Here is a 17,087-nt window from a genome sequence, read left to right as displayed (position 1 = left end):
GCCAAACTGATCTCCTCTTTTTATGGCCGACTCCTCTGATTCGTGGTGGGCACGTGCGTTGCGCGCGTTGTTTGGGCAATTTCATTACCAGCCGCCGGACTGGATGCGACGATTCGCCAAGGCCGCCGACCATCAGGTTCACACGCATCCGGGGCGCTATGCGTCCGCCATCGTGCTCGTGGGCGTGTTGAGTGTGGTGGTGCCTCAGGTACGGGATTATTATGAGGCGCATCGTCCTCGGCCACGACAATTGGTGCAGGTGCGCGAGGTGCATGGACGGCTCTCGATGCCGGGCCTCACAAAGGTGGTGAAGGACAAGGCGCAGGTGCAGCCGCTCACGCTGTCGTTTGATGCCTCGCTGGCCAAACTGGATGCGATTGGCAAAGCGGCGGCGGGAGTCACACTCTCACCGGCACATGAAGGCACCTGGAAGTGGAGCACCGACAAGCTGCTCGTCTTCACACCGACGAAAGACTGGCCTGCGGGCCAGGAGTTCACCGTCAAACTCGACGCTGCGCAGTTGCCAAAGGAGGTTACGCTGAAAGAGGCGACCTGGAAGGGCATGACGCCCGCACTGAGCATCATGCCGGGCGAGTCGGAGTTTCAAATTGATCCAACCGATCCATCGCTGCAAAACGTGGTGGTCGGCTACAAGTCCACGCATCCGCTCGACAAGAAGCAGTTTGAGCAAAGTATCACGCTGGAGGTTGTGGGCGGCTCGAAAATCTTCGACTGGAAGGGGCAGAAACCGGACATGCTGTTCACGGTCGTCGAAGGCAAGGACCAGCGTGAGTTCTGGCTGCGCACGGCACGTATTCAGGTGCCGGCGAAGGAGGATTTCGTGAAGGTGGCGCTGCGCAAGACGATCACGAGCACGCTCGGCGGTCGTGCGCTCGGTGACGATCTCACGGTGAAGGTGCGCGTGCCGGACATCGACAGCGGATTCAAGATCACCAACGCGAACACGGAGATTTTGAAGACGGAGGATGGTGAGCCGGAGCAGTTTCTCTTTCTCAACACGGAGGGCTATGCCACGACGGAAAATCTGCTCAAACACCTCGGCGTGTGGCAGGAGCCGGAGGAGTTCACGATCAAGGATGCGCGTGGTGAGTCCGTGTCTCCCGCAGTGAACGATGTGACGGAGGATGTGCTGCGGAAGTATGCGCCGGTGACGTTGAAGGCGGTGGAACTGGAGCTGAGCGACGATCATCCCGCGACGACGCGGCATGCGTTCAAGTTCATCACCGAGCAGCAGGGGCGGTTGTTCGTGCGCATCACGAAAGGTGTCGAGGCGCTGGGAGGTTTCCGACTTGGCGGTGAGTTCCGCAGTTTTGAAGCGACGCCGGAGTTCCCGAAGGAAGTGCAACTGCTCGGAAAAGGCGGCATCCTGGCGCTGAACGGCGAGCGCAAGCTGTCGCTGCAATCACGCGGCGTGCCGTTTCTGCGCGTGGGCATGGCCCGTGTGCCGGCGCGGCAGGTGAATCATCTCGTGGTGATGACCGAGGGCGATTTTGCCAGCCCGCAATTCACCATGGGCGACAATTTTGATGAATCGAACATCGCCCGTTTCCTGCGCCGCGTGCAGCCGGTGGCGATGAAGAACGAGTATCAGGCCTGCTACTCGACGCTCGACTTTGCCAGCGCCCTGCAAACGCCGGACAGCTCGGATGCGGATGCATCGCGCGGTTTGTTCTTCCTCACGGCGGAAGGCGTGGAGCCGGTGGAAGACTCGAAAAAGCGCACGGAAGGCGATGACGTGGAGGATGACTGGCGGGTGATGGACGAAGCGACGACGAAGCGCTTCGTACTGGTCACCGATCTCGGCCTGATGGTGAAGAAGAACGCCGACGGCTCACGCGATGTGTTTGTGCAGAGCATCAAATCGGGTGAACCCGTGAATGGTGCCACGATCACGGTGCTGGCGAAAAATGGTGAGTATTTGCTGCAACAACAGAGTGCCGACGGCCATGCGCTGCTGCCGGATGTCGGAAATTTTCAGCGTGAGAAGCGTCCCGTGGCGATCATCGCCACGCTGGGCAATGATTTGTCGTTCCTGCCATTCGAGCGGCCGGATCGCCTGCTGGATTTCTCACGCTTCGACATCGGTGGTGTGCTGGCGTCGGAGAAGGAGGCGCTGGAGGCGTTTCTGTTCACGGAACGCGGCGTGTATCGGCCTGGGGATGAAATTCATCTCGGTGCCGTGTTGAAACGGCGTGACTGGGCCCCCGGACTCGCGGGTCTGCCACTGGAGGTCGATTTGATCAATGCGAAGGACGAGGTGATCGACACGCAGAAGGTCGTGCTGGCCGAAGACGGCTTCATCGACGTGAAAATGAAGACCGATGAGAGCGATCCGACCGGGCGTTACATCGCACGGCTCTATCTGGTGAAGAAGGATGACGAGGAAAAGCGCACGCGGCTGGGGCAGACCGTGTTCAAGGTCGAAGACTTCCAGCCGGATCGCATGAAGCTCGAAGTGAAGCTCACCGGCGATGAACTCGCCGGCTGGTTGCAGCCGCGTGACATCAAGGCCGATGTGTCGCTGCAAACACTGTTCGGCTTCCCGGCGGCGAAGCGTGTGCTGAAGGCGAAGATGGAGCTGAGTCCGGGCGATTTCGCCTTCTCACAGTTTCCGGGGTTCATCTTCCACAACCGGCTGCCTGCCGCTGAGGAGGATGAAGAATCTGAAGCGGGTCAGAAGATCAATCTGGGAGAACAGATCACGGATGACGCGGGCGAGGCGCAGTTTGATCTCGCGCTGGAGCGTTTCGACAAGAGCTGCTTCCAGGTGAGTTTGCTGGTCGAAGGCTTTGAAGCGGATGGCGGACGCAGCGTGCGTGGCGGGAAGAATTTTCTCGTCGCTGCGCTGCCGTATGTCATCGGCTACAAGCCTGATGTGAAGCTGGACTATCTGGGCAAGGACACGGTGGCGAACGTGCGCTTCATCGCCGCAGGGCCGGATTTGAAGGCATTGGCGCCGCCGGATTTGCTGGCGCGCATCATTCAGATCAAGCACGTCTCGGTGCTGACGAAGCAGGAGAGCGGCAGCTATGCGTATGTGTCCACACAGCGTGAGTCGATGGTGTCGGAGGCGCGTTTTGCGCTGCCAGTGGAAGGCGCGAACTACACGCTGCCCACGAATGCCGCTGGTGAGTTCCGACTTGAACTGCGTGATGCGGAGAACAACGTCGTGTGCGCCACGCCGTTCACGATTGTGGGCAAGGGCGATCTCGAACGCAGCATGGAACGTGATGCGGAACTGGAGATCAAACTCGCACGCGGCACCTGGAACAGCGGTGAATCGCTCGAAGCAAGCCTGAGCGCGACTTACACCGGTGCGGGCCTCATCACCGTCGAACGCGAACGCGTTTTGGGCTGGCAGTGGTTTAAGGCGGGCACCACGGCGAGCGTGCAGCACATCACGGTGCCGAACGACATCGAAGGATCGGCCTATGTGAATGCGTCGTTTGTGCGTGCGCTCGACTCGAAAGAGATTTTCACGTCGCCGCTGAGCTACGCGGTGGAGCATTTCGTGGCAAATCCCGACAAACGCCGCATCGAGGTGAAGATCGACGCGCCGGAGAAAGTGAAGCCGGGTGAGGTGATGAAGATCGGCTTCCAGGCCGCGAAACCGTGCCGGATCGTCGTCTATGCGGTCGATGCGGGCATTCACCAGATCACTGACTACAAGCTGCCTGATGCACTGGAGCATCTGAATCGCAAACGGGCGCTCGAAGTCGAGACAGAACAGCTCATGGACCTGATTCTGCCCGAATTTTCACTCATCGCGCAGCACAAGGCTTTCGGCGGTGATGCGGACAAGCCGCTGCGGCTCAATTTGAACCCGTTCAAGCGCCGCAAGGAGCCGCCGGTGGTGTTCTGGTCCGGTTTGATCGCCGCAGGCCCCGAACGTCGTGAAGTCAGCTACACGGTGCCGGATTACTTTGCCGGCAAACTCAACGTCATGGCCGTCACCGTCGCCGAAGATGGTGTAGGCCGTGCCGAAACGAGCAGCATCGTGCGCGGACCGCTGGTGCTGACGCCGAACGTGCCGTTCTTTGCCGCACCGGGCGATGAATTCACCGCCTCGCTTACTGTGGCGAACAATCTCGAAGGCGCGGACGCGAATTCACCGATCAGCATTGTGGCGCAGGTCACGCCGCATCTGGAGGTGATCGAATCGCCGCAGGGAGCGATCAATGTGGCCACCGGCAAGGAGGACACGGTGCGTTTCCGTGTGCGGGTGAAGGAGGAACTTGGCAGCGCGGAGATCACGTTCAAAGCCGAAGCGGCTGGGCAGGTGGTGCTGCGACGTGCCACGCTCAGCGTGCGACCGGCTGCGCCCTTCCTCACGCATGTGCAGAGCGGTTACTTCCGCGAGAACACGCATGAAGTGAAGGTCACGCGTGAGATGTTCCCGCAGTATCGCAAGCTCCAGGCCACCGGATCAGCGCTGCCACTCGGTCTGACACGCGGACTGGAGTCATATCTGCATGAGTATCCGTATGGCTGCTCCGAGCAGATCACGAGCCGGGCGATGTCACGCCTGCTGCTCGCTAAGGAAGTGGACTTCGGTTTTGATGCGGCGGATTCGGCGCAGCAGCTTGATGTGGCGTTCAGTTTGCTGCGCAGCCGTCAGCACTCGAACGGTGGCTTCGGCTACTGGGATTCGGACGCGAATGCGGGCGTGGATTATCTCTCGGTCTATGTGACGCGCTTCCTCACCGAGGCGCGTGATGCGGGACATGCGGTGCCGTCGGCATTGCTCGAAGGCGCACGCAAACGCATGCAGCAGATCGCACGCAGCACGGTGAGCGGACTTGATGAGGCTTCGATCCAGGCGGCGGCGATTTACCTGCTCACGCGGCATGGTGAGAACACGTCCACGTTTGTGTTGAACCTGCGTGATCATCTGCGGCAGAAGCATCAGGAGGCGTGGCGCACGCATGTGGTGTCGGCGTATCTGGCGGGCACCTATGCGCTGCTGCAACAGAAGAAGGAAGCGACGGTGTTGATGCAGGATTACTGGGCGGCGGTGCGGAAAGGCAAGGCGGTGGATGGCTGGCGTGGCTGGTATTATCTCGATCCGCAGGTGAGCCAGGCGGAGGGCTTTGCGGTGGTGTGCAAACACTTCCCGGAACTGGCCGGGAACTTTGGCTATGACGATCTCGCGGTGATCACGGAGCCGCTGGCGCGCAATCGCTTCAACACAATCAGCGCCGCCACGACGATCCTGGCGTTGAAGGCGTATTCGGATCTGGCGAAGCAGTCGGGTGTGCGCGTGTCGTTGAGCGAACTGTCGCGTCAGGGCGGTGTGCCGAGCATTTTGGTGCCGGAGACGACAGGTTTGATCAAGAGCGACTTCAGCGCACAAGCAGGAGGCTTGCGCTTTGGTCTCGCACAGGGCGGTGGTCGCGATCTGGGCGCGTTTTATCAGGTGACGGAGGCCGGTTTTGACAAAGGCGTGCTGACACAACGCATCGCCGACGGTCTGGAGGTCTTCCGCGAAATTTTGGGCGCCGATGGCAATGCGGTGGCGAAACTGAAGGTCGGCGAAGGGGCGTTGGTGCGCTTGACCGTGCGCAATGTTTCGCCGGATGCGTTGAACAACATCGCCGTGCTCGATTTGATGCCCGGCAGCTTCGAACTGGAGCCGAACGGCCTCAAACCCGGCCGTGGCACGATGCCGGGCGCGGATTACGTCGATGTGCGCGAGGATCGAAACGTGTTCTTCTGCGGTCTGGGCAAGGGCGAGGTGAAAACCTTCGCCTATCGCATCAAACCGATCGCTGCGGGCAGTTATGTGATTCCGCCGGTGTTTGCGGAGAGCATGTATGACCGCGGCATCAAGGGGCGTGATGGCGGTGGCAAGGTGAGCGTTGAGTAAAACGTCATGCACGAGCAGCAACAGCGGTCTGATTCCGGCCCCTCACCCGACCTCTCCCCGAAGTTGATCGTGGAGCAGCCGAGTCAGGGGCGGGGAGAGGGGGATCGTTTTGAGGCACTTGGAAATGCTGGCAGTTGTAAAAGCGGCTCCCCTCTCCCCGCCGAGCGTGGCGATGGTTGGTCGGTTGCCTTCGGGGAGAGGTCGGGTGAGGGGAATGGCAGAAGATGGCGACGGAGCAGGCGTTTGGCGTGCTGGATAGGTGGATTGTTGCTGGCTGCGGCTTTGATCTGGCTGCTGTTGCCGAGGCCGGAGCTGTATCCGTCGGAGTTTCGTTTTTCGCGGACGCTGGAAGATCGCAACGGGCGGCTGCTGCATCTGGCGCTGACGCCGGATGGGAAGTATAGCCGCTTCACGCCGCGGCAGGAGATCAGTCCGGCCTTGATCGAGGCGACGCTGACGTTGGAGGACCGGCATTTTCATGAGCATCCGGGGGTGAATCCGCTTTCGTTGCTGCGTGCGGCATGGGGAGTCGTTTCGGGTTCGGCTAAAGGCGGAGGATCGACGATCACGATGCAGTTGGCGCGATTGCGCTACGGTTTGCACACGCGCACGCCGTGGGGAAAGGCTTGGCAGATGTTTCGCGCGGTGCAGATGGAGCGCCATCACACGAAGGACGAAATTTTGGAGGCTTACCTGAATCAAGCGCCCTACGGCGGCAATGTGGAGGGTGTGGGCGCGGCGAGTTTGCTGTGGTGCGGTAAACCCGCGCGTGAACTGACGATGCGCGAGGCAGTGGCGCTGTCCGTGCTGCCGCAAAGTCCGACGACACGGCGTCCGCGTGCGAGCGGTGAGAATGCGAGTCTAGCGACAGCGCAGCATCGACTGTGGGAGCGTTTGCGCGAGGAACGAGGCTTCCCTGCCGATCCGCTCGACGCGGCGTTTACGCTGCGGCAGTTGCAGCCGGTGCCGCGTGAGGCACCGCATCTGGCCCGGCGGTTGTTTGCGGAGAAAGCGGCGGATGATCGCATCAGTTCCGGCGTGCCGGTGCGCTGCACCTTGAACGCGGAGCGTCAGCGCGGCGTGGAGCAGGCAGTGAATGATTATGTGGCGCGCAAGCGTGAGGTGGGCATCACGAATGCGTGTGCGTTGCTGGTGCATGCGCCGACACGCGAGGTGCTGGCCTATGTGGGGTCGGGCCGCTTTCTGGACAGCACGATTCAAGGCCAGGTGGACGGCGTGATGGCGCGGCGCTCGCCCGGATCGGCATTGAAGCCGTTTATTTATGCGCTGGCGATGCAGGAAGGGCTGATTCATCCGCACACGTTGCTGCGGGATGGACGCATGGCCTTTGGCAGCTACAACCCGGAGAATTTTGATCGCCATTTTGCGGGGCCAATTTCAGCGCAGGACGCGCTATATCACAGCCGCAACATTCCAGCGGTGACGTTGGCGCAACGACTCGCTGCACCGGGCTTGTATGGCTTTCTCAAAGATGCCAGTGTGGCGTTGCCTCGGCCTGCGGAGTTTTATGGACTGGCGCTGCCGCTCGGCGGTGGCGAGGTGTCGATGGAGGAGCTGGCGGAATTGTATGCACTGCTGGCGAATGATGGCTGCACGCGGCGGGTGCAGTATTTCAAAGATGGAGCGGCGATGACTGCGAAGTCATTGCTGACGACGGAGGCACGCTATCTGACGCGGGAGATGCTGCGCACGCGTGAAGGTGAACCGGCGCTGGATGATCCCGCAGTGACATGGAAGACGGGCACGTCGCATGGCTTTCGCGATGCCTGGGCGGCGGGCATTCGTGGCGACTATGTGCTGGTGGTGTGGATCGGAAACTTCAATGGCAAGGCGAATCCGGCGTTCATCGCGCGTGAGTGCGCCGCGCCGCTGTTGTTCGAGACGTTTCGACATCTGCGGCTGCCGATGAAGCGTGAGACGCCGCCTGCGGGCATCGAGCAGGTGGAGTTGTGCGCGGTGTCGGGCCAACTGCCGACGCCGCACTGCCAGCATCGCGTGCCGGGCGGCTTTATTCCCGGTGTGTCGCCGATCACGCCGTGTGACATTCATCGCGAGGTGCTGGTGGATGCGGCGACCGGGCTGCGAGTGGCGCGTGATGATGGAAAGCGCGATTTGAAGCGCGAAGTGTATGAATTCTGGCCGCCGGATCTGCTGGAGATGTTCAAACTGGCCGGTGTGCCGCGCAAAACGCCGCCGCCGCTGGAGCCGAGCGCGGAGGCGCTGGTTTCTGCTGATGCTGCAGCCGTGCCGAAGATTGTGTCGCCGCGTGCGGCCTTGATTTACACGTTGCAAGCCTCGGATGCGAAGCGGCAGGCGATTCCGCTGCGTGCGGACACGGCTCCGGGGGTAAATCGCGTGTTCTGGTTTGCCGGATCACGCTTTCTTGGTGCCAGCGATCCAGCAACGCCAGTGATGTGGGCTGCCTCCGCTGGCAAGTGGCGGGTTCATGTGCTGGATGATCACGGACGCAGCGCTGCGGTGGAGGTGCGCGTGGAGATGGTGCCGTAAGAGCGCGGAGAGGGTGGGATTCGAACCCACGGTGAGAATTACCCCACGCCAGTTTTCAAGACTGGAGCCATAAACCACTCGACCACCTCTCCTGGTGCCGCGTTGCGGAGCGGCGATAGTACGCAACAGGCGGCGGCATGCCAAGTGGAAGTTTGCGCAGGATGATGCAAGTCGGGATTGATCAATAACGCGGTGGCATTCATGATCGGCGCGCATGATTCACGCGACCGCCCTGATTGACCCAAGAGCCCAAATTGACCCTTCGGCCGAAATTGGCCCGTATGTGGTGATCGACGGGGCGGCTGAGGTCGGTGCGGGATGCAAGATCGAGGCGCATGCGCAGCTCGTGGGGCATGTGGTGGTGGGGGAGGGGACGTGGATCGGGCGTGGGGCGGTGATCGGTGGAGAGCCGCAGGATTTGGGCTTTGATCCCGCCACGGTCAGCAGTGTGGTTTTGGGCAAAAAGAATGTGATTCGCGAGCATGTGACGATCCACCGCGGCAGCAAGCCTGGCGGGGTGACGCGGATCGGGAATGAGAATTTCCTGATGGCGACCAGTCACCTGGCACATGACGTGGTCCTGGGAGACAAGAACATTCTGGCGAACGGTGTTTTGCTGGCCGGACACATTCATGTGGGGAGCCACACATTCCTCGGCGGCGGGGCGGTATTTCACCAGTTTCTGCGCATCGGGGATTACTGCGTGGTGCAGGGGAATGGGGCGTTCAGCAAGGACATCCCACATTACTGCTGCGGGGCGAGGCGCCTGAACCGGATCACGGGGATGAATGTAGTCGGGCTGCGGCGTCAGGGGTTCACGGCAGAGGACCGGGGGGCGATCAAAGACATGTTCCAGCTTTTGTTCTGTTCTGGCATGAACCTGAAGCAGGCAGCGGAACAGGCGGCGGCGCAGGAATGGCCGGAAAAGGCCCGGCGGCTGCTGGAGTTCGTGCAGGCACCAAGTAAAAAAGGCATTTGTCCGGTCCGTCCTAGTCGTGAAGATGACTGAACTATTTGGGATGAAAAAAGTCCGGCTTTTTCTTGTCACCGGGACGCCAGTGGCCTATTGAAACAGCCAACATTACCTGCTTTCGCGGGCCGATGTCCTCCCGTGCTATGAACTTTCCTAGATTTTGCGTGACGGTCTTTGTTTGCGTCTTGGCGGCAGCCGGGATAGCGAACGGACAATCCCTCCTCGACAGCCTCACGACCGATCTGAACATCCGAGGCTTGGCGACCACGATGGACCCTGAAACAGGGGTCGTCACGGTCACGGGGGATGTGCATATCTTGTATGGCGATGTCGAAATGCGCAGCGGCAGCGCGCAGTACAACCAGACGACTGGCGAGGTCGTCGCACGCGATGGCGTGACGATTTGGAAGGCAGGCACGATTTATCGTGGCGATTCGATCACTTATAATTCGATCACCGGGGAGATGTCGGGGCATAATGTGATTTCTGGCATGCCGGCGGGCTCGTCGGGGATGAGCGCTTCAGGCACATCATCGGGAACGCCCAAGTCTGCGGGGATGGTTTTCTTTAAAGCTGAAGATTTCCACTCGGAGAGCAAATTAGCAAACCGGATTGATGCTACGGGCGTCTCCTTCACATCGCATGATGTGCAGAATCCAAATTTCCGTATGGGGTCCAAGGAACTGACGGTTTACCCGGGGGACAAGGCCGTGTTGCGCGATGTTAAGCTGTATGCGGGTGATACACCTTTCTTCTGGTTGCCGAAGGTCACCAAATCATTGAATGATGATTCAGGTTATCGTTTCAGCCCCGGTTATCAGAGCCGCTGGGGGGCTTTTTTGCTGACGCAATACGCAGTTCAGCACGGGGACCATACTTTTGCGAAGTACAAATTCGATCTGCGCAGCAAGCGCGGCGTGGGCGGTGGCGTGGACTTCATCTCCATGCGCCACCGGGGCAACATGCAAAACTTTGGCGTTTTGAAGCTCTATGCGGTCAGCGACAACGCCGTGTCAACGAACTTGGCGGGCAGCACGCGCTTTCCGGTGAACCAGACCCGATATCGGGCCAATTTCCAACATCGCATCTACCTCCCCGGCCCGGATGTTAGCACTTGGTACTTGGATTTTGACCTCAACAAGATCAGCGACATCCATTTTTACGAGGACTTCTTTTTCAACGACTTCCGCACGGACCGCGAGCCTGATAACCTGGTGTCCCTCATTCACACCAATGATGCCTACGTCGCCACCCTGATGGCCAAGTTCAAGATGAATGACTTTTACCGCACGACGACGCGTCTGCCGGAGTTGTCATTCGATTTTGTGCGCAGGCCCTTGTTTGGTTCGGGTATTTTTCACCAAGGCACAATCACTGCCGGTGTTTACAACGAAGTTGTGGGCAGGCAGGAGCAGGATGAACTGCTGCGGTTGCAGATACTGGGGGCGGGCGGCTTGGGGGTCGTGCTGGCGGATCCACTGGGAACCGCTCCGGCCTCCTATCTGAGCTTGGTCGGGCGACCAAGGAATTCGGCATTAACCGGGACTGATGTCGCGCAAGGGCTTGGAGTCATCGGCAGCAGGCTGCAGGAGCCGGATTTTACCCGTTTCCACACCTATCACGAGCTGCTGTATCCAAAGACGTATCTGGGTTGGCTGAATGTGACGCCGCGAATTGGCTTCGGCATGACCAGCTATGGCAGCATTGACGGCAGCACCACCGGGTTGACGAGCTTTACGCGTGGCATCCTTCACCTGGGGCTGGATGTTTCCTTCAAGCTCACCAAAACCTGGAGTGATACGCAGGTGCCATCATTCGGGATCAACGGCATCCGCCATGTCTTTCAGCCCTACTTGAACTATTCCTATCTGGACGCCACCCAAAATGCCGGACTGCCGGCCATCGACAGGCTCTCGCCCACCACGCGGCCTCGTTCCATCGATGTCCTCACGTTCACCGCCGTGGACAGCCTGCGCTCATGGAACGTGGCGCGGCTTGGTTTCCGCAATCTGTTGCAGACCAAGCGTGATTACACCACCAGCAACGGCAACGGCAACGGCAGTTTCCTTGGCACGCTGGAGGGTGGTGACAGTCAGACTTACACTTGGGCGGGCATGAACACCTATGTGGACGTGTTTGGCAAAGATCCCGAGTTCACACGCAGCCTTTCCAACCTGTACAATGAGGTGTTCTGGCGTCCGGTGCCGTGGATCACTTTGAAGTCAGACCTGCAACTGCCCATCGGCAGCGGGGTCGGCAGCTTTACCGAAGCCAACAACGGCATCATCTGGCTGCCGACTCGAAACACCTCCTTTGAGGTCGGGCACCAGCACATTTCCGACCATCCCTTCTTTCAGGACAGCAGCCTGCTTTACACCCGCGTTTATGCACGCCTGACAGACAACTACGGCTTCAACATGAACCACATCTATGAGGGGAGTGACGGCACGCTACAGTTCCAGAGCTATAGTCTTTCACGTGACCTCAGCAGTTGGGTGGCTTCCATCGGCGTGATGGCACGTGACAACCAAGGCGGGGCTGCCGATTTTGGCATCCTGCTTTCCTTCACACTCAAAGACTTCCCGCAGCTCAACTTCGACCTCGATGTCGATCCGAACCCCACCGGTCGCGGCGGCAAGCAGTAGCGGCGGTTGGGATGCACGCCTGCTCGTAAAAATTTCAATATTACCGCATGTGCGGGTGTGCGGGATCTTTCGAAGTCCGCAACCCTGCTGTGGAAGGCATCACATGCCGCCGCTTTTGGCGAGGAAATTGAGCGCCAAGGTGGCGACGGCGAGGATGAAAACTAACCAGGCAAGAGGCATGACGTGAGGGGGATTGAAGTCGAAGTTTTTTTGGGCAGACGTATAGCTCAAGGAATCGGCAGCAGGGTGTCTTTGAACTTGTTGGTCCAGACACCGGTCACGATATTTTTGCTTTCCCAATCCTGCTTGTTGGCGGTTGGCACCATGATGGGAGATTCGCCGGTCGGATCAGATTTGACCGCATCCGCGCCAAACATCTGCACCACCATCAGAATAGCCGAGAGCACGAAGCAGATTACCGAAAGCGGCACCAAACCGGCCTCAGGATCTTTTTCCTCATAGAACTGTTCTGCGTCAGCTGCGGCGCTGCGTTTCACAGGAGCGCTCGGCGGTGCCGAGATGGACGGGCGCTGCATGGCCTGCGTAGGCTGCAGTTTTACCGTGGCTTTGGGCAGCGGTGCTGTCGGTCCGCCGACCATGGGGCCGGTGCCTGCTCCAGGCGGGCGTGGTCCCCCGGCTGTGGGTTTTTGCAGTGCAACGGTGGGGGCGCCGGTTTCGGTGCGCGGGGGCGGTGCCGCTGGATTTTGACTGAGAGGGCGGGTGGCAGCGGGCAGGCCAGCCATGGGGGGAGGGGCGGGTCTCGATGCCGTAGGTGCTCCGGGTGGTTTCGGAGCCGTGGGCGGAGCGATCGGCCGGGCCGGGGGAGGCATCGAGCCGGAGGGCGCTGGAGCCGTCGGCGGGGGCGATGAAGCCACGGGAACGGCGGAGGTGGTCTTCTTCGACGGCGGCGACATCGGCGGCGCAGGCAGCTTCACCGGCGTGGTGCTCGACTTGGGCGCGGGCGGTGGCAACGGTGCCGAGGGCAGTTGAATCGGAGCCGTGGCCTTTTTGGCCATCATCGGCACCACGGAAGTGGTGTTCAAGGACGCCGGAATTCCTCCCGTGGCCGGTGAAATAGGTGACGTGGACTCGCGTGGCTGGGTGACCCCCGCCCCAGGGCGGCCACGCAGGGTGATGCGCACGGTTTCTTTCTTCAGCGGGACTGCGGCGGTCTTGGGCGTCGAGCTGGGTGGCGTATTATCGGGGTCGCTCATGGTTTAAAGGATACGGAAAGTGGGAAAGAAACAGATTCGGATAATTCCGGCCACATTTAGCGAAATTTGCCCCCATGCGTCAATCCCTTTCTCCTCATGTCTTGCAATTGTCCGCCCGGCGATCATTAATCAGCCCCTCAGGCGGTGGCAACCACTCCGCCAGTCCTTCCTCGCATGAACATTCTTGTCACTGGCGGAGCCGGTTTCATCGGCTCCCACACCGTCGAACGCCTGCTGCGCGATGACGCGGGGCAGATCACCATCCTCGACAGCCTCAACGACTACTACAATCCGGCGCTCAAACGCGAAAACCTCCGCGCCCTCGGCCCCAAGGTGAAATTCAGCCTGGGCGACATCACCGACCCTCTGTTTGTGGCCGAAACCTTCGACGAGGGCCGTTTTGATGCCGTCATCCACCTTGCCGCCCGTGCCGGCGTGCGCCCGTCCATCGAGCAGCCCGAGCTTTATATCGACACGAACATCAAAGGCACCTTCAATCTCCTCGAAGCCGCCCGTCGCACCGGCGTGAAGCACTTTGTCTGCGCCAGCAGTTCCTCCGTCTATGGCGTGAACAAAAAGGTGCCCTTTGCCGAGACCGACCCCATCCTCCAGACCATCAGCCCCTATGCCATGACCAAGATGGCCGGCGAGCAGATGTGCTCGAACTACAGCCACCTCTACGGCATCAAGACCGTCAACCTGCGCTTCTTCACCGTCTATGGTCCGCGCCAGCGCCCCGACCTGGCCATTTCCAAGTTCACCCGCCTCATCGAAGACGGCAAACCCATCGACAAATTCGGCGATGGCACCACCCGGCGTGACTACACCTTCATCAACGACATCGTCGATGGCATCATCGGCTCTCTGAACTACCGCACCGGTCCGATCTGCGAGATTTTCAATCTCGGCGGCTCGCAGAACGTCTCGCTCAACGATCTGATCACCACCATCGAGCAGGCGCTCGGCAAAACAGCCACCATCAACCAGCTCCCCGACCAGCCCGGCGACGTGCCCATCACCTCCGCCGATGTCAGCAAGGCGAACGCGTTGATTGGCTTCAAGCCGACCACCACCATCGCCCAAGGCGTCCCCAAATATGTCGAATGGTTCCGCGACATGCGCTCACGCGGCATTGCGGTGAACTGAAATCAGAAATGCGGCGCTGACACCGTGCCGTCCTCGATCTCCTGGCGCTTCTTGCGCACGATGCCGTCGGCGATCTCCAGCACCATCTCCTCCAGCAGCAGCCGCAGATGGCTGCCGGGGCGGTAATCGGCGGGCGCGATGTGTTTCACGCGGTCGGCCAGGCCGTTGAGCTGGTAGCATTTGCGGAAGCTGCTGCGGTTCGTCTCGTCGGGATTGTAAACCGCCACCGCATGACCGCCGTAGCGCTTCATCAGCGTGAAGCACGGCACGTCCGTGGGGCCGTCGCCGACATAGATCATGTGCTGGAAGGGAATGGGCCGCAATTCCGGTGCCATATGATCATTCACATCCTCGTGCGGCTCCAGCATGCCTTTGTTGATGCGAAAAATGTACTGCGTTTTCGTCGTGTGGCTGATCACGCGCTTGGGGAAGGTGATACGGCCGTTTTTGTCCTCGCCGAACTCGCAGCCGAAGATGCGCTTCACGAACGGCGCCAGCGCCGAGCCGTCCAGCAGCGCCTTCAAGCCGCTGGAGATGATGTAGTGCTCGACTTTCACGCCCAGCAGCCGGTGCTGGTCGTTGAGCACGGCATTCAGCTCGCCGAACAGCTCAGGCACCCCTTTGTAAAAGCGCAGTTTCTCACCCAGCTTCCGCAAGTCCTCATTGGTGGGCCGGTCCATGTCCAGGTAGTCCAGCATGCACTTCAGGTAGGCCAGTTCGCCGTCGTAGCCCTCCGTATCGACGAGTTCACGGCTGCGCTTCCAGAACTGCCCGGGATTGATCCCGAAGTGCGGGAACAGCGTCTCATCCTGCATGTAAGTGGGGCTGAGCGTCTGGTCGTAATCGTAGATGATGCCGATGGTGGTCTGTTGGGAAGCCATGGTGGGAGTTTGCGATGGTTGGCGGTGGTTGGCAATCGTTTGCCGTTGTTTGGAACAATCGCCAACCACGGCAAACCATTGCCAACAATTGCAAACCTCAGACCAGCGCCTTCAACGCGCCAGAGAGTGTCAGATGCGCGAAACCGTAGCCCATCTCCGTCGCAACGCGAGGAATCACTCGCTGTCCGCCCAGCAGCATCTCCTCCGCCATGCCGCGCAGCAGGAGTTTCAGCGCAAACGCTGGCGCATGGAAAAACGCCGGGCGTTTCAGCACCGCAGCCAGTTGTTGCGTGAACTCCGCGTTCGTCACTGCCTCGGGCGCACACAAATTCACCGGTCCACGCACGGATTCGGTCTCAATCGACTTCAGGATGAGGCCCACCGCATCGTCGATGTGAATCCAGGCCATTCCCTGCGTTCCAGCTCCCAACCTGCCACCAAGTCCGAGACCAAACACACGCTTCAACAGCGGAAACGCCCCGCCATCGGTGCCAAGCACCATGCCGGTGCGCAGCAGGATCACCCGCATTCCGAGTGATTCCGCACGCAGCGCCGCTTTCTCCCAGCCCGCGCACACATCGGCCAGAAAACCCTCGCCACGCGGAGCACTCTCATCCACCAGCTCCGTTCCGCTGTTGCCGTAGAATCCCGCTCCTGACGCGCAAACCAGCGCCTTGGGCCGGTTCTCCGGCTTCCATTTTGCCAGATGCGCCACCAGCGCCTCGGTGAAGTCCACGCGGCTTTTCCAGATGCGGTCACGCTTTTCATGTGTCCAAAATCCCAAGAGCGATTCACCCGAAAGATGCACCAGCGCATCGAGTTTCGTCTCAGGCAGCGCATGCGGTGCTTCTTTAGGCTGAGTCAAACCCGATCCCAGCCTGCGTGAATACGCGACCACTTCATGCCCTTGCTTCCGAGCAGAAGCTGAGAGGTGCCTGCCGATGAAGCCCGTCGCTCCTGTGATGCCGATGCGCATGAGAACTTTAGTGAGTAGTGGGAACCAGCACTTCATTGCGCCGCATGAATCCCGGCGTCCATGGCGGATCATAGTAGGCGCTGAAGGGGGCACCGGCTTCCATGAGCTGGTTCTGCTTCATCCACACCCGCAGCTTTTCCATGGACTGGGGCTCGCTGTCCTTCGTGCGGCTGCCGCTGAAGCGCAGCACGGCCACGCGCTGTGCCTTCATCGTGTCCACAATGACCTGGGCAGAGGCCGGAGCGGGTGTGGCGGCCTGGTGCTTCTCTGGCACCACAAAAGCCATTTTCCCATCCACCATGAAGACCGGCGTCGTCATGGCGATCTTTTCTTTCGCCACGTTCCCGCCGTCGATGTAGCGGAAGAGGCGCATGAAGCTCGAATTGTCCGCATCCCGAGCCGTGGTGGCGATTTTTAGCTCGGGATACTCGCGAATTTCGAAGTCTCCGTCTGTGCGGATGACTTTGTAAGGTGCCGTTTCGTAACCCGAACGCGATGTGACGCACGCAGTGATGCCGAGTGCAGCTCCGATGGTGACGAGGACCCAAGTGAACCATTTTTTCATGCTGGGGATACGCTTTGAGCGGGATTCGGGCTGTCAGGAAATGTCGGCAAGGCTGCCATGGGTTGTTGTTTGCAGGTGGAGGCTCGCGGCAGCGTCCTGGAGTGCGGCGGCCCTCCGTCGCTTTCGAACGTCCCCAGGCTCACGGAAAGCTCCAGAGGGCTGGAGCACTCCAAGACGCTGCCGCGCTCATTTCATGTTACAATGCGTGGTAGCATTCGGCATGCCGTCTTGTTTTCCCCGAACTCAGGAGTACCGCACTTTGTGATCAAGG

At 60.1% G+C, this 17,087-nt stretch carries 10 protein-coding genes and 1 tRNA gene; 6 read left to right on the top strand and 5 right to left on the bottom strand.

The window, feature by feature from the left end; translation table 11 throughout:
- Window positions 1-22: 22 nt before the first annotated feature.
- The gene (locus ACKVY0_RS10880; RefSeq protein WP_409214843.1) at window positions 23-5,887 is read left to right on the top strand and encodes an alpha-2-macroglobulin; all 5,865 of its coding nucleotides are present in this window, start codon (window positions 23-25) and stop codon (window positions 5,885-5,887) included.
- A 282-nt stretch (window positions 5,888-6,169) separates the two neighbouring features.
- Entirely contained in the window at window positions 6,170-8,416 is a 2,247-nt protein-coding gene (pbpC, locus tag ACKVY0_RS10875; RefSeq protein ID WP_409214842.1) for a penicillin-binding protein 1C, read from the top strand.
- A 5-nt stretch (window positions 8,417-8,421) separates the two neighbouring features.
- Here pbpC and ACKVY0_RS10870 read toward each other — a convergent pair.
- Window positions 8,422-8,508 (bottom strand) — tRNA-Ser (locus ACKVY0_RS10870).
- 122 nt (window positions 8,509-8,630) lie between these two features.
- Here ACKVY0_RS10870 and lpxA point away from each other — a divergent pair.
- Complete coding sequence (lpxA, locus tag ACKVY0_RS10865; RefSeq protein WP_409214841.1) at window positions 8,631-9,425, top strand: acyl-ACP--UDP-N-acetylglucosamine O-acyltransferase; 795 nt, start codon at window positions 8,631-8,633, stop codon at window positions 9,423-9,425.
- A gap of 128 nt (window positions 9,426-9,553) precedes the next feature.
- Entirely contained in the window at window positions 9,554-12,034 is a 2,481-nt protein-coding gene (gene lptD, locus ACKVY0_RS10860) for an LPS assembly protein LptD (RefSeq protein WP_409214840.1), read from the top strand.
- A 227-nt stretch (window positions 12,035-12,261) separates the two neighbouring features.
- Here lptD and ACKVY0_RS10855 read toward each other — a convergent pair whose 3' ends face one another.
- Window positions 12,262-12,531, bottom strand: a complete 270-nt coding sequence (locus ACKVY0_RS10855; protein ID WP_409214839.1) for a hypothetical protein — start codon at window positions 12,529-12,531, stop codon at window positions 12,262-12,264.
- Between the two features lie 244 nt (window positions 12,532-12,775).
- On the opposite strand from ACKVY0_RS10855, the gene ACKVY0_RS10850 reads away from it, so the two are divergent.
- Window positions 12,776-13,024: a hypothetical protein gene (locus tag ACKVY0_RS10850; protein WP_409214838.1), complete on the top strand. Its 249-nt coding sequence runs from the start codon at window positions 12,776-12,778 to the stop codon at window positions 13,022-13,024.
- A 398-nt stretch (window positions 13,025-13,422) separates the two neighbouring features.
- Window positions 13,423-14,394 (top strand): NAD-dependent epimerase/dehydratase family protein, encoded by a 972-nt coding sequence (locus ACKVY0_RS10845; protein ID WP_409214837.1) that lies wholly within the window; start codon window positions 13,423-13,425, stop codon window positions 14,392-14,394.
- A 2-nt stretch (window positions 14,395-14,396) separates the two neighbouring features.
- Here the strand turns inward: ACKVY0_RS10845 and ACKVY0_RS10840 are convergent, their stop codons facing one another.
- The 3 genes from ACKVY0_RS10840 to ACKVY0_RS10830 form a co-directional block, all read right to left on the bottom strand.
- Entirely contained in the window at window positions 14,397-15,275 is an 879-nt protein-coding gene (locus ACKVY0_RS10840) for an HAD family hydrolase (protein WP_409214836.1), read from the bottom strand.
- 97 nt (window positions 15,276-15,372) lie between these two features.
- On the bottom strand, window positions 15,373-16,251 hold the full coding sequence (locus tag ACKVY0_RS10835; protein WP_409214835.1) for a TIGR01777 family oxidoreductase: 879 nt from the start codon (window positions 16,249-16,251) through the stop codon (window positions 15,373-15,375).
- 7 nt (window positions 16,252-16,258) lie between these two features.
- Window positions 16,259-16,816, bottom strand: coding sequence for an SOUL family heme-binding protein (locus tag ACKVY0_RS10830; RefSeq protein ID WP_409214834.1), 558 nt, complete (start codon window positions 16,814-16,816; stop codon window positions 16,259-16,261).
- Between the last annotated feature and the right edge of the window lie 271 nt (window positions 16,817-17,087).

This window comes from Prosthecobacter sp. (assembly GCF_046154365.1).
Classification (GTDB): Bacteria; Verrucomicrobiota; Verrucomicrobiia; order Verrucomicrobiales; family Verrucomicrobiaceae; genus Prosthecobacter.
The sequence above is the reverse complement of the archived record's forward strand: the minus strand, read 5'-3'. Positions and strand labels throughout refer to the sequence as shown.